Origin of the sequence: Streptomyces sp. NPDC006296 (assembly GCF_040613235.1) — a bacterium.
Taxonomy (GTDB): Bacteria; Actinomycetota; Actinomycetes; order Streptomycetales; family Streptomycetaceae; genus Streptomyces.
This window is the reverse complement of sequence record NZ_JBEXRT010000028.1, coordinates 89,575-100,787: the sequence shown is the minus strand read 5'-3', so window position 1 is coordinate 100,787 and position 11,213 is coordinate 89,575. Positions and strand designations below refer to the sequence as shown.

General features: G+C 73.1%; 10 protein-coding genes. 5 read left to right on the top strand and 5 right to left on the bottom strand.

From position 1 onward, the window contains the following. Window positions 1-403: 403 nt before the first annotated feature. Both ABZ172_RS20400 and ptsP read left to right on the top strand, forming a co-directional pair. Complete coding sequence (locus ABZ172_RS20400) at window positions 404-853, top strand: PTS glucose transporter subunit IIA (protein ID WP_356885143.1); 450 nt, start codon at window positions 404-406, stop codon at window positions 851-853. 76 nt (window positions 854-929) lie between these two features. Continuing rightward, the gene (gene ptsP / locus ABZ172_RS20395; RefSeq protein ID WP_356885142.1) at window positions 930-2,600 is read left to right on the top strand and encodes a phosphoenolpyruvate--protein phosphotransferase; all 1,671 of its coding nucleotides are present in this window, start codon (window positions 930-932) and stop codon (window positions 2,598-2,600) included. 76 nt (window positions 2,601-2,676) lie between these two features. On the opposite strand, the gene ABZ172_RS20390 is transcribed toward ptsP, so the two are convergent. Together ABZ172_RS20390 and ABZ172_RS20385 are read right to left on the bottom strand one after the other, a co-directional pair. Further along, complete coding sequence (locus ABZ172_RS20390) at window positions 2,677-3,594, bottom strand: hypothetical protein (RefSeq protein WP_356885141.1); 918 nt, start codon at window positions 3,592-3,594, stop codon at window positions 2,677-2,679. Window positions 3,595-3,671: 77 nt separating this feature from the next. Further along, complete coding sequence (locus tag ABZ172_RS20385; protein ID WP_356885140.1) at window positions 3,672-5,657, bottom strand: acetoacetate--CoA ligase; 1,986 nt, start codon at window positions 5,655-5,657, stop codon at window positions 3,672-3,674. 215 nt (window positions 5,658-5,872) lie between these two features. Between ABZ172_RS20385 and ABZ172_RS20380 the strand changes: the two genes are divergently transcribed. Then, complete coding sequence (locus tag ABZ172_RS20380) at window positions 5,873-8,242, top strand: glycoside hydrolase family 31 protein (protein WP_356885139.1); 2,370 nt, start codon at window positions 5,873-5,875, stop codon at window positions 8,240-8,242. Here the strand turns inward: ABZ172_RS20380 and ABZ172_RS20375 are convergent. Continuing rightward, window positions 8,233-8,730 carry an NUDIX domain-containing protein gene (locus ABZ172_RS20375; protein ID WP_356885138.1) on the bottom strand — a complete coding sequence of 166 codons (498 nt, stop codon included), beginning with the start codon at window positions 8,728-8,730 and terminating at the stop codon, window positions 8,233-8,235. The genes ABZ172_RS20380 and ABZ172_RS20375 overlap by 10 nt on opposite strands. 60 nt (window positions 8,731-8,790) lie before the next feature. Between ABZ172_RS20375 and ABZ172_RS20370 the strand changes: the two genes are divergently transcribed. Together ABZ172_RS20370 and ABZ172_RS20365 are read left to right on the top strand one after the other, a co-directional pair. Further along, window positions 8,791-9,597 carry a M15 family metallopeptidase gene (locus ABZ172_RS20370; protein WP_356885137.1) on the top strand — a complete coding sequence of 269 codons (807 nt, stop codon included), beginning with the start codon at window positions 8,791-8,793 and terminating at the stop codon, window positions 9,595-9,597. A 115-nt stretch (window positions 9,598-9,712) separates the two neighbouring features. Next, window positions 9,713-10,060, top strand: coding sequence for a DUF962 domain-containing protein (locus ABZ172_RS20365; protein ID WP_356885136.1), 348 nt, complete (start codon window positions 9,713-9,715; stop codon window positions 10,058-10,060). Window positions 10,061-10,189: 129 nt separating this feature from the next. Here the strand turns inward: ABZ172_RS20365 and ABZ172_RS20360 are convergent, their stop codons facing one another. Next, on the bottom strand, window positions 10,190-10,795 hold the full coding sequence (locus tag ABZ172_RS20360) for an ATP/GTP-binding protein (protein WP_356885135.1): 606 nt from the start codon (window positions 10,793-10,795) through the stop codon (window positions 10,190-10,192). After that, complete coding sequence (locus tag ABZ172_RS20355) at window positions 10,776-11,213, bottom strand: DUF742 domain-containing protein (protein ID WP_356885134.1); 438 nt, start codon at window positions 11,211-11,213, stop codon at window positions 10,776-10,778. Before ABZ172_RS20355 ends, ABZ172_RS20360 begins: the two co-directional genes overlap by 20 nt.

Here is an 11,213-nt window from a genome sequence, read left to right as displayed (position 1 = left end):
GCGTCCGATTCCCGGTCGAAGCGGGATCCTGCGGTACTACTCTATTCGCTTTCCAGTTCTTCGCTTTCGCGTTTCCCTTTCCGGCGAGTCCGACTCTATCAGGCCTTTTCCGTGCTTCTGACCGGGGTCCTCGCGAGCATGCGGGAGCGCAATCAGAGTTAGAGTCTGGGCTTGGAAGTCGCTGCCGATCCCGGACGTGAAGCCCTGTGGGTGTCAGGCAGGGGTACGACAGTACAGGCCGTCGAAGTGCGGGGCAAATCGTTCGCGGTGCGCCTCCGGGGCGGTCAACCGGTCGCTCTCGGGCGGAACCGGGACTTCATATGACTTACGCTGCTGATCAGTACGCCGCCCCCGATCAGCCGTGGCGGTGACCATCAGGATCCCCACCCCTGGGAGGCTCTCCATGACCACAGTGACGTCCCCTCTTGCCGGCCGCGCCATCGGGCTCACCGCCGTGCCCGACCCGGTGTTCTCCGGAGCGATGGTGGGTCCCGGTACCGCCATCGACCCGGTGCGCGAGCCCTCCGAGGCCGTCTCACCGGTGGACGGGATCGTCGTCTCCCTCCACCCGCACGCGTTCGTCGTCGTCGACGAGCAGGGTCACGGCGTGCTGACGCACCTCGGGATCGACACCGTGCAGCTCAACGGCGAGGGCTTCGAGCTCCTCGTGAACAAGGGGGACACGGTGACCCGCGGTCAGGGCATCGTCCGGTGGGACCCCGCCGGCGTCGAGGCGGCCGGGAAGTCCGCCATCTGTCCGGTCGTGGCCCTGGAGGCCACGGCCGAGTCCCTGTCGGACGTGCGCGAGGACGGCGACGTCAAGGTCGGCGAGACGCTGTTCGGCTGGCAGTGACACCCTCGGCGCAGTGATGAGCCAGTCGGGTATCCACCGCGGCGGCGCAGCCGCCGCACAATCGGAGACGGGTGAAATGGAGACAACGCTGCGAGGCGTCGGCGTGAGCCACGGTGTGGCGATCGGCGAGGTTCGGCACATGGGTACGGCGGTGCTCGAACCCCCGGCCAAACAGATCCCCGCGGAAGAGGCCGAGCGCGAGCAGGGGCGTGCCCGTCAGGCCGTGGAAGCCGTCGCGGCCGACCTCAACGCGCGCGGCAACCTGGCGGGGGGCGAGGCCCAGCACGTGCTGGAGGCCCAGGCCATGATGGCGCAGGACCCCGAGCTGATCGCCGACGTCGAGCGTCGGATCGCCGTGGGCAGCACCGCCGAGCGCGGTGTCTACGACGCGTTCGCCGCGTACCGGGCCCTGCTGGCCAATGCCGGGGAGTACCTGGCGGGACGGGTCGCCGACCTCGACGACGTCCGGAACAGGATCGTGGCCCGGCTGCTCGGTGTGCCCATGCCGGGTGTGCCCGACAGCGACGAGCCGTACGTCCTGATCGCGCGTGATCTGGCGCCCGCCGACACCGCGCTGCTCGACCCCGCGCTGGTCCTCGGCTTCGTCACGGAGGAGGGCGGGCCGACCAGCCACAGTGCGATCCTCGCGCGGGCGCTCGGAGTCCCGGCCGTGGTGGCCCTTCCCGGTGCCGGCGAGATCGCCGAGGGCACGGTCGTGGCGGTGGACGGCAGCACGGGTGAGATCTTCGTCGAGCCGAGCGAGGAGAAGCGCGCCGAGATGGAGAGCGCGTCGGCGGCCCGCAAGGCGGCGCTGTCGGCCGTGACCGGGCCCGGGGCCACGTCCGACGGTCACAAGGTGCCGCTGCTCGTCAACATCGGTGGCCCCGGTGACGTCCCGGCGGCCCTGGAGGCCGGCGCCGAGGGTGTCGGGCTGTTCCGTACGGAGTTCCTGTTCCTGGACGACAGCAAGCAGGCGCCGTCCGAGGACAAGCAGGTCGAGGCCTACCGTGCGGTGCTGGAGGCGTTCCCCGAAGGGCGCGTCGTGGTGCGGGTGCTGGACGCCGGCGCCGACAAGCCGCTGGACTTCCTGACGCCGGCGGACGAGCCGAACCCCGCGCTGGGTGTGCGGGGGCTGCGCAGTCTGCTGGATCACCCGGATGTGCTGCGGACGCAGCTGACCGCCCTGTCGCGGGCGGCCGAGGGCCTCCCGGTGTACCTCGAGGTGATGGCGCCGATGGTGGCCGACCGCACCGACGCGCGGGCGTTCGCCGACGCCTGCCGTGAGGCGGGGCTGCAGGCGAAGTTCGGGGCGATGGTGGAGATTCCGTCCGCCGCGCTCCGGGCCCGCTCGATCCTGCAGGAGGTGGAGTTCCTCTCGCTGGGCACCAACGACCTGGCGCAGTACGCCTTCGCGGCCGACCGTCAGGTGGGTGCCGTGTCGAGGCTCCAGGACCCCTGGCAGCCCGCGCTGCTCGATCTGGTCGCCCTCTCCGCCGAGGCCGCCCGGGCCGAGGGCAAGAGCTGCGGTGTCTGTGGTGAGGCCGCTTCGGATCCGCTCCTGGCATGTGTGCTGACCGGTCTGGGTGTCACCTCCCTGTCGATGGGTGCGGCGTCTCTTCCCTATGTGCGGGCGACGCTGGCGAAGCACACGCTCGCGCAGTGCGAGCGCGCGGCCTCCGCCGCGCGTGCGGCGGACTCCGCCGACGAGGCGCGGATCGCCGCGCAGGCGGTGCTGTCGGGCGAGTGACTCCGCCCGGCGTGCGCCGCCGCACGTGAAGGGGTTCCCGCCGGTCCCGGTGGGAACCCCTTCGCTCTGTCCGGGGTCAGTGGTGGGGCTCCGGTTCGTCCGTGCCGAGGTCGAAGCCCGCGCAGTACTCGACGCCCGGCTCGGGGGACACGGGCTCGCCGGTGTCGGCGTCGGTGCAGTAGGCGCTGAACACCTCCCCCGCCGTGAGCGGCAGGAGGCTGCCCCCGTACAGGCGCCAGCCGTGCACCCGGTCCGGGGCCCCGGACGCGGTGGTGCGCAGGACCACGCCTCCCCGGGTGTCCAGCGCGACCGCGACGGCGAGCACGGTGGCGAACTCCGCTCCCTCGGAGGACGAGAGCCGGGCCGGGCCGTCCGCGTCCTGTGCGGTGTGGAGGACGGCGAGGAGCTGTTCGTCGGCGGTGGGTGTGCTGCAGACGAGGTGGTGGGTGCCCGGACCGGCCGTCTCCAGCAGGCGCATCAGCAGGTGCGACGCCCGGTCGAAGGCGGCCCGGCCGATGTCCTGTCCGCAGTCGACGCAGTCCCCGGTGCCGGCGAGCAGCATGGTGGCGTACTCCCATGTCGCGCGGCGGACGGCGCGGGAGACGAGGAGCGGGACGAGGGTGTCGATGGGCTGGCCGGTGTAGGCGACCGTGGCGCCGGCCGCGGCGATCTCGGCGGTGAAGCGGCTCCGGCTGGTGGGCCGGTCGGGGTCGAGGCCCGATGCGGTGCAGAACTCCGCGTAGTCCTCGGGGTCGAAGAGGGCGACGGTGGTGTGCGTGCCCTGGGCGGTGAGTGTGCGGAGCAGTCCCTCGACCTGCCGGAGGTAGACCGTGTGGTCGTCGAAGGTGAAGCTGCGGTAGTGGCGCATGGCCGCGAAGTCCTCGGGGTCGACCAACAGGCCGACGGTGCTGGGTGCTTCGCGGCGCAGTGCGCGGCGTGCGGAGGGCGGTGCGGAGCGTCGTCGGCTCCGCGCGGTCGGTCGGATGTGCGCCATGGGTCCCCCTGTGCGCGGTCGGTCATTGCTCACTCAGCGTAATCAGGGGGACTGACAGCGGGTCAGGGGCGGCCGGTTCAGCGGCGCTCGCGGGCCAGGTCCTCGTAGAAGTGGAGGAGTTCGAGGTTGTCGATGGAGCCCGGGTTGACGGCCTTGGCGAGGGCCGTGCCCTGGAGGAGGCGCTTGACCGGAACCTCGATGCGCTTGCCGGTGAGGGTGTGCGGGATGCCGGGGACCTCGATGACCTCGTCGGGGACGTGGCGGGGCGAGAGGTTCTCGCGGATGGTCCGTTTGATGGCGGCGCGCAGGTCGTCGTCGAGTGTGGCGCCCTCGGCGAGGTGGACGAACAGGGGCATCCAGTAGCCGCCGTCCGGCTCCTCCAGGCCGATGACGAGGGACTCGCGGATCTCGGGGAGCCGTTCGACGGCCTCGTAGATGTCGGCGGACCCCATCCGGACGCCCTGCCGGTTGAGGGTGGAGTCGGAGCGGCCGTGGATGACGACCGAGCCGCGGTCGGTGAGGGTGATCCAGTCGCCGTGGCGCCACACGCCGGGATACACGTCGAAGTAGCTGTCGTGGTAGCGGCGGCCGTCGGGATCGTTCCAGAAGCGGACGGGCATGGAGGGCATGGGTGCCGTCACGACGAGCTCGCCGACCTCGTCGGTGAGCGGGTTGCCGGCGGGGTCCCAGGACTGGAGGTCGGTGCCGAGGCAGGGGGCCTGGAGTTCGCCGATGTGGACCGGGAGGGTGGGTACCGCGCCCGCGAAGCAGCTGCAGACGTCCGTACCGCCGCTGACGGAGGCGATCCACAGGTCGGCGTCCTTGCCGGCGAACTCGTCGTGCAGCCAGCGGAAGCCGTCGGGCGGGAGCGGGGAGCCCGTGGTGGCGACGCACTGGAGGCGGCTGAGGTCGTGGTCGCGGGCCGGGTGGACCTCCGCCTTGCGGCAGGCCATGACGTAGGCGGCCGAGGTGCCGAAGAGGGTCGCGCCGGTCTGTTCGGCGACGCGCCACTGGGCGCTGATGTCGGGGTGGCCGGGGCTGCCGTCGTAGAGCACGACGGTGGTGCCGGTCAGGAGGCCGGACACCAGGAAGTTCCACATCATCCAGCCGGTGGAGGTGTACCAGAAGAAGCGGTCGTCGGGGCCGAGGTCGCAGTGCAGCCCGATCTGCTTGAAGTGTTCGAGGAGGATGCCGCCCTGGGACTGGACGATCGCCTTCGGCAGGCCGGTCGTGCCGGAGGAGTAGAGCACCCACAGGGGGTGTTCGAAGGGGACCTGCTCGAAGTGCGGTGCGACGTCGGAGGCGGTGAGCCGCGACCATGCGAGGGCGCCTTCGGGGGCGTCCGTGCCGAGCAGCGGGATGTGGACGACCGCGCGCAGGGTGGGGAGTTCGCGGCGCAGTTCGGCCACGGTGGCGGTGCGGTCGTGCTCCTTGCCGCCGTAGCGGTAGCCGTCGACGGTGAACAGGACGACGGGTTCGACCTGCTGGAAGCGGTCCAGGACGCTGCGGGCGCCGAAGTCGGGGGCGCAGGAGGTCCAGACGCCGCCCACCGCGGCGGTCGCGAGGAAGGCGACGACGGCCTGCGGGATGTTCGGGAGGTATCCGCTGACCCGGTCGCCGGGCGTGACGCCGAGCGCGCGCAGCTCGGCGGCGAGCGAGGCGACCTGGCGCCGGAGCTCGGACCAGCTGACTGCGGCCTGGGTGTGGTTCTCGTCGACGTGCAGCAGGGCGGGGGCGTCGGCGCGGATCGGGTCGTCGGCGGTGCGCAGGGCGTGCTCGGCGTAGTTGAGCGTGGCGCCGGGGAACCACTGGGCGCCGGGCATGGTGCGGTCCCCGAGGACGGTGTCGTACGGGGTGGAGAAGCGTACGTCGAACCAGTCGGCGACGGCCTTCCAGAAGGTGTCGAGTTCGTCGACCGACCAGCGGTGGAGCGCCGCGTATCCGCCGTCGGCGGGGGCTCCGTGGTGCTCCGCCGCCCAGCGCTGGAAGCGGGTGACGGCCGCGGCCTCGACGCGCTCGGGCTGGGGCTGCCAGAGGGGGGCTTCGCCGGCTGCTGAGGTCATGGGGGCTCCCTGGCCTTTCGGGATGTACGCGGGTCGTGCGTGATGCGGGCACGGCGGAGGCGTGCGGGTGAGGCTGTCACGGACGATGCCACGTGATCGTCCCGCGCACCAGGGTCCCCCGGACATGGTTGCGTGTCCCGCTGTGTGGCGGGGCCACAGGTGAACGGAAGCTGAACGGAGCACGCCGGCGTCCGGGCTGATGGCAGGGTGGCCGCATGGATGCTCGTGACCTGGTGCGCTCGGTGAGATCGGTCGGTTCCCTGCGGGGGTTGCGCACGGTGCGCTCGGCCTGGCGGCACCGGCGAGCGGATGCCCGGGGGCTGGCGCCGCGCGGTGCCGAGCGGGCCCGGGTGCCGGGGCTGCTGGCCGGCGCCGAGCCGGGTCCCGGTGGCGGGGTCGTGCGGTTCGCCCGCTCGCGGCTGCTGGTCCGGGTGGCGGTGGGCGGTGCGGTGTTCTGGTCCTGGGACGGGGCCGGGCCGCTTCCCTCGTACGCGCTGCCCGGGGACGGTCCGGAGCCGGATCCGCGGGCGCGCCTGGAGCCGGACACGAACGGCGGCTGGCAGGTCGTGTCGGAGCGGCTGACGGTCGTGGTGTCGCGGCACGGCGCGGTGGAACTGCGCACGCCCGGCGGGGTGCTGCTGCGCCGGGAGCTGCCGCCGCGCTGGTGGGAGCCGGTGGAGGGGGGCGAGGCGCGGTGGGTGCAGCGGTCCGAGGTCCCGGCGGACGCGCGGTTCTTCGGGCTGGGCGGGCGTTCCGGGGGGCCGCGGCTGCGGGAGGGCGCGTACCGGCTGTGGAACACGGATCCGGGCGGGCGTTTCGGTCCGGGGGACGATCCGCTGTACCTGACGATGCCGGTGCAGGTGGTGGTCTCCGACGCGGGGACGCATCTGGCGTTCCAGGACAACTCGTGGTCGGGCGTGGTGACGCTGCGGGAGGGTGCGGAGGGTGCCGGTTCGGGGCACGACCGGCCCGGTACCTGTGAGGTGCGGATGGACGGGGGCCCGCTCCGCTGCTGGGTGGTGGTGGGGACGCCGGCCCGGGTGCTGCAGGGCTGGACGGCTCTGACGGGGGCGCCCGCGCTGCCGCCGTCGTGGGCGCTGGGGCCGCAGCACGCGCGCTGGGGCTTCGGCAGCGAGCGGGAGGTGCGGCGGGTCGTCGCCGGGTACCGGGAGCGGGGGCTGCCCCTGTCGGTGCTGCACCTGGACATCGACCACTACGACGCGCACCGGGTGTTCACGGTCGACCGGGACCGGTTCCCGGATCTCCCCGGGCTGGCGAAGGAGCTGGCCGAGGACGGGGTGCGGCTGGTGTCGATCGTCGATCCGGCGGTGCGGGCGTCGGCGGGCGACGCGGTGTTCGACAGCGGCCTGGCGGTGGGCGAGCGTGGCGCCTTCGTGCGGGACGCGCGGGGCCGGCCGGTGCGGGGCGAGGTGTGGCCGGGTGAGTGCGTCTATCCGGACTTCACCGATCCGTCGGTGCGGGAGTGGTGGGGCGGGCTGTACGAGGAGCGGCTCGGCCAGGGGTTCGCCGGGGTGTGGCACGACATGAACGAGCCGGTGTCGTTCTCGGCCTTCGGGGATCCGTCCCTGCCGCGTTCGTCCAGGCACGCGCTGGAGGGCCGTGGCGGCGACCACCGGGAGGCGCACAACGTGTACGCCCTGGCGATGGCGAGGGCGGGGTACGAGGGGCTGCGGCGGCTGCGCCCCGGGGAGCGGCCGTTCCTGTTCTCCCGTTCGGGGTGGGCGGGGATGCAGCGGTACGGGGGCACCTGGTCCGGTGACGTGGCCACCGGGTGGCCGGGGCTCCGGGCCTCGCTGGCCCTGGTGCTGGGGCTGGGGCTCTGCGGGGTGCCGTATTCGGGTCCCGATGTCGGCGGGTTCGACGGATCGCCTTCGCCGGAGCTGTATCTGCGCTGGTTCCAGCTGGGCGCGTACATGCCCTTGTTCCGGACCCACGCGGCCGTCGACGCGGGGCGCCGGGAGCCGTGGGAGTTCGGGTCCGAGGTACTCGGGCACGCCCGGCGGGTGCTGGAGGAGCGGGAGCGGATGCTTCCGTATTTCGTGACGCTGGCGCACCTGGCCCGGCTGACCGGGGCGCCGTACGTGCGTCCGGTGTGGTGGGGTGCGCCCGGGGACCGTGAGCTGCGGGACTGCGAGGACGCCTTCCTGCTGGGTGACGCGCTGCTGGTGGCGCCGGTGCTGGAGGAGGGGGCCGTCCGCCGGTCGGTGCGGCTGCCGCCGGGCCGCTGGTACGACACGGCGACCGGGCGGGCCTTCGAGGGGCCGGGGCAGGTGGTGGTGGAGGCGCCGCTGTCGCGGATCCCGGTGCTGGCGCGGGCCGGTGCGGTGCTTCCGGTGCGGAGTCCGGAGGGCGCCCTGTGTCTGGAGGTGTGGGCTCCGCCCGCCGGGCGCGGTGGGGGCGGGCTGGTCGTGCGGGACCGGGGTGACGGGTGGGAGGAGGCCGAGGTGGAGCGGTACACCTCCCGGCTCAGGGACGGGCGTGTGGTGGTCGAGCGGGAGGGCCGGGAGGGTGCGGTGTCCTGTCCGGTGCGGGTCCGGGGGCTGCCCGGCGCCGGTCAGCCGTAGGCGCCGGCGAACCAGGCGCGCACGACGCGGGTGTGCAGCGGGAAGGCGAGCGGGCCCGGGGCGCGCAGCACGTCGTAGCCGGAGGTCTCGTCGGTCGGTGCGGACGGCGGGAGTCCGCCGGCGGGGCGGGCCGGGAGGAGTCCGAAGAGCAGCAGGTGCCCGTCCGGGGAGCTGAGGGCGTCGGAGAGGCGTACGTCCGTCTCGTCGGCCCGGATCCCGGTCTCCTCGCGGAGTTCGCGGACCACCGCGTGGCGCCAGTCCTCGGTCCCGTCGACGTAGCCGCCGGGGAGCGCGGTTCCGCCGCGGTGCGGGGGGACGGTGCGGGTGATGACCACGAGGCCGGTGCCGTGCGGGCCGGTGACGGGGAGGAGGGCCACGGCGACCGGGAGCGGGTTGCGGTAGGCGGTGCGGCCGCAGGCGGGACAGGTGCGCGGCCAGGCGGAGGAGGTGTACGGGGTCCCGCAGTCGGAGCAGTGGGAGTCCTTCACGGGCGGACTGTATCCGATCGCTCTTCTCCTGCGGCGCGGAAGCTGATAGACGGTGTGCCCATGACAGGAATCGCTCGTGCCCTCCGCGCCCTGGCCGCCGCCGGCGCCGCTCTGCTCTCCGTCACCGCCGCCGCCCCGTCCGCCGCGGCGAGGCCCGGCCCCGAGGCGCCGCCCGCGTTCGTCGACCTCCGTTCCGTGGATCCGACGATCATCACGGAGATGCGGTACGCCACCGCGCACACCTTCATGGGCGAGCGGGTGGACGGCTACCGCCAGCCCGTCTGCATCCTGACCCGGCCCGCCGCCCTCGCGCTGCGCACGGCCCAGCGGAGCCTCCTGCGCCGGGGCTACTCGCTCAAGGTGTACGACTGCTACCGGCCGCAGCGCGCGGTGGACCACTTCGTGCGCTGGGCGAAGGACCTCGACGACCAGGTCATGAAGGACGAGTTCTACCCGCGGGTCGACAAGACGCGGCTGTTCGAGGACGGGTACATCGCGGAGAGGTCCGGGCACAGCCGGGGCAGCACGGTCGACCTCACCCTGGTGCGGCTGCCGGCCCTGCCGACCCGCCCGTACCGGCCCGGCGAGGAGCTGGCACCGTGCTTCGCCCCGAAGGGCGAGCGCTTCCCGGACAACTCGGTGGACATGGGCACGGGGTACGACTGCTTCGACACCCTGTCGCACACGGACGCCCCCCGGGTGCGGGGAGTGCAGCGCGCCAACCGGCAGTTCCTCAGGTCGACGCTCACGGACCTCGGTTTCGTGAACCTCGCCGAGGAGTGGTGGCACTTCACCTACCGGCCCGAGCCGTTCCCGGACACCTACTTCGACTTCCCGGTGGCCCGGAGTTCCGTCGCGGGGCACTGAGGCACGGGCGGCGGACGGGCGGCCGGGACCACCCCCGTGGGCTCCGGCCGCCGTCCTCCCCCATGGACGCGGAGGAGCCGTGTCCGGTTGCCGGCCGAGCGGTTACCGTGCCCCTATGCCACCACAGACGTTCGATTCGTACGAAGAGTTCTGGCCCTACTACGTCGCCATGCACTCCAGGGCGGCCACCCGCTGGATCCATCTGGCCGGGACGCTGACCGGCCTCGCGGTCAGCGCGTACGGCCTGGCACGCGGCCGCAGGCGGTACGCCCTGGCGCTGCCCCTGATCGGATACGGCACGGCGTGGCCCGCGCACTTCCTCATCGAGAAGAACAACCCGGCGACGTTCGGGAACCCCGCGTGGTCGCTGCGCGGGGACGCGCAGATGATCCGGATGATGCTGGCGGGACGGGACGACGAGCTGGCCCGGACCGCGGCCGAGTGGCTCGCCGAGAACCGGTGACCCCGCGGCGCACGCGGGGTTGACGGGCCGTCAGCCCGGGTGAAGACTCCTTCCACGCCCGCCCCCCGCACCCGTACGCGCGGTCCGTACCCCGGTCGGCGGGGGTACGGGCCGCGTCCGGTGCGGACGTCAGGTCCCGGCGGGTTCCCGGACGCCGTCCACGCGCTCCATGGCGTGTTCCACGACCGCGACGAGCACGTCCCGGGCGGCCGCCCTGTCGCGCGCGTCGCAGAGCAGCACGGGCACCCCGGGGTCGAGGTCGAGTGCGGCCCGGACCGTCTCCACGGCGAACTGCTCGGCCCCCGCGAAGAGGTTGACGGCGACGGTGAAGGGGATCGCCCGGCGCTCGAAGTAGTCGACGGCCGAGAAGCAGTCCTCCAGCCGCCGGGTGTCCGCGAGGACCACCGCGCCCAGGGCGCCCTGGGCCAGCTCGTCCCAGAGGAACCAGAAGCGGTCCTGCCCGGGGGTGCCGAACAGGTAGAGGACGAGGTCCTCGCGCAGCGTGATGCGCCCGAAGTCCATGGCCACGGTCGTGGTGCTCTTGCCCTCGACCCCCGCCACGTCGTCGACGGGGCGGCCCGCCTCGCTCAGCCTCTCCTCCGTGCGCAGCGGTCTGATCTCGCTGACCGCGCCCACCAGGGTCGTCTTGCCCACACCGAAGCCGCCCGCCACCAGGATTTTCAGCGTCACGGGCTCGACGGGCCGCTTTCCGCGGCTAGAGCGCCCGAAGGCCATTGATCACCTCGCGAAGAATGCTCACGTCCGGCAGCTCGGCCGGCGGAACGGGACGGGTGACGTGCACCAGTTCGTCCTCGACGAGGTCACCCACCAGGACCCGGACCACCCCGACGGGGAGGTCGAGCCCGGAGGCGAGTTCGGCGATCGACTGGGGCAGGTCGCTGCACAGTTCGACGATCTCCACGTGTTCCGGGGAGAGCGTCTGGTCCCGGCCGGGATCGTCGGCCGCCGGTGCGGGGACGACGATCGCGATCAGGTCGAGACGATGACGGGACGCGCTGCTGGTACGCCCCCGGGTCATCGCGTAGGGCCGGACCACCGGACCCGCTTCGGCGTCGTACCAGCGCGAGGGACCCGCCTCGGCGGAGGCGGGCGGTGATCCGGGCGCGGTGTCCCGGGCGGAGTCTGCGCTCAT

What these genes read in the sequence shown, in the direction of transcription:
- ABZ172_RS20400 (WP_356885143.1), top strand. Translation starts at nt 404, where the DNA reads ATGACCACAGTGACGTCCCCTCTTGCCGGCCGCGCCATCGGGCTCACC.
- ABZ172_RS20360 (WP_356885135.1), bottom strand. Translation starts at nt 10,795, where the DNA reads ATGGCCTTCGGGCGCTCTAGCCGCGGAAAGCGGCCCGTCGAGCCCGTG.
- ABZ172_RS20370 (WP_356885137.1), top strand. Translation starts at nt 8,791, where the DNA reads ATGACAGGAATCGCTCGTGCCCTCCGCGCCCTGGCCGCCGCCGGCGCC.
- ABZ172_RS20390 (WP_356885141.1), bottom strand. Translation starts at nt 3,594, where the DNA reads ATGGCGCACATCCGACCGACCGCGCGGAGCCGACGACGCTCCGCACCG.
- ABZ172_RS20380 (WP_356885139.1), top strand. Translation starts at nt 5,873, where the DNA reads ATGGATGCTCGTGACCTGGTGCGCTCGGTGAGATCGGTCGGTTCCCTG.
- ABZ172_RS20355 (WP_356885134.1), bottom strand. Translation starts at nt 11,213, where the DNA reads ATGAGCGCAGACTCCGCCCGGGACACCGCGCCCGGATCACCGCCCGCC.
- ABZ172_RS20385 (WP_356885140.1), bottom strand. Translation starts at nt 5,657, where the DNA reads ATGACCTCAGCAGCCGGCGAAGCCCCCCTCTGGCAGCCCCAGCCCGAG.
- ABZ172_RS20365 (WP_356885136.1), top strand. Translation starts at nt 9,713, where the DNA reads ATGCCACCACAGACGTTCGATTCGTACGAAGAGTTCTGGCCCTACTAC.
- ptsP (WP_356885142.1), top strand. Translation starts at nt 930, where the DNA reads ATGGAGACAACGCTGCGAGGCGTCGGCGTGAGCCACGGTGTGGCGATC.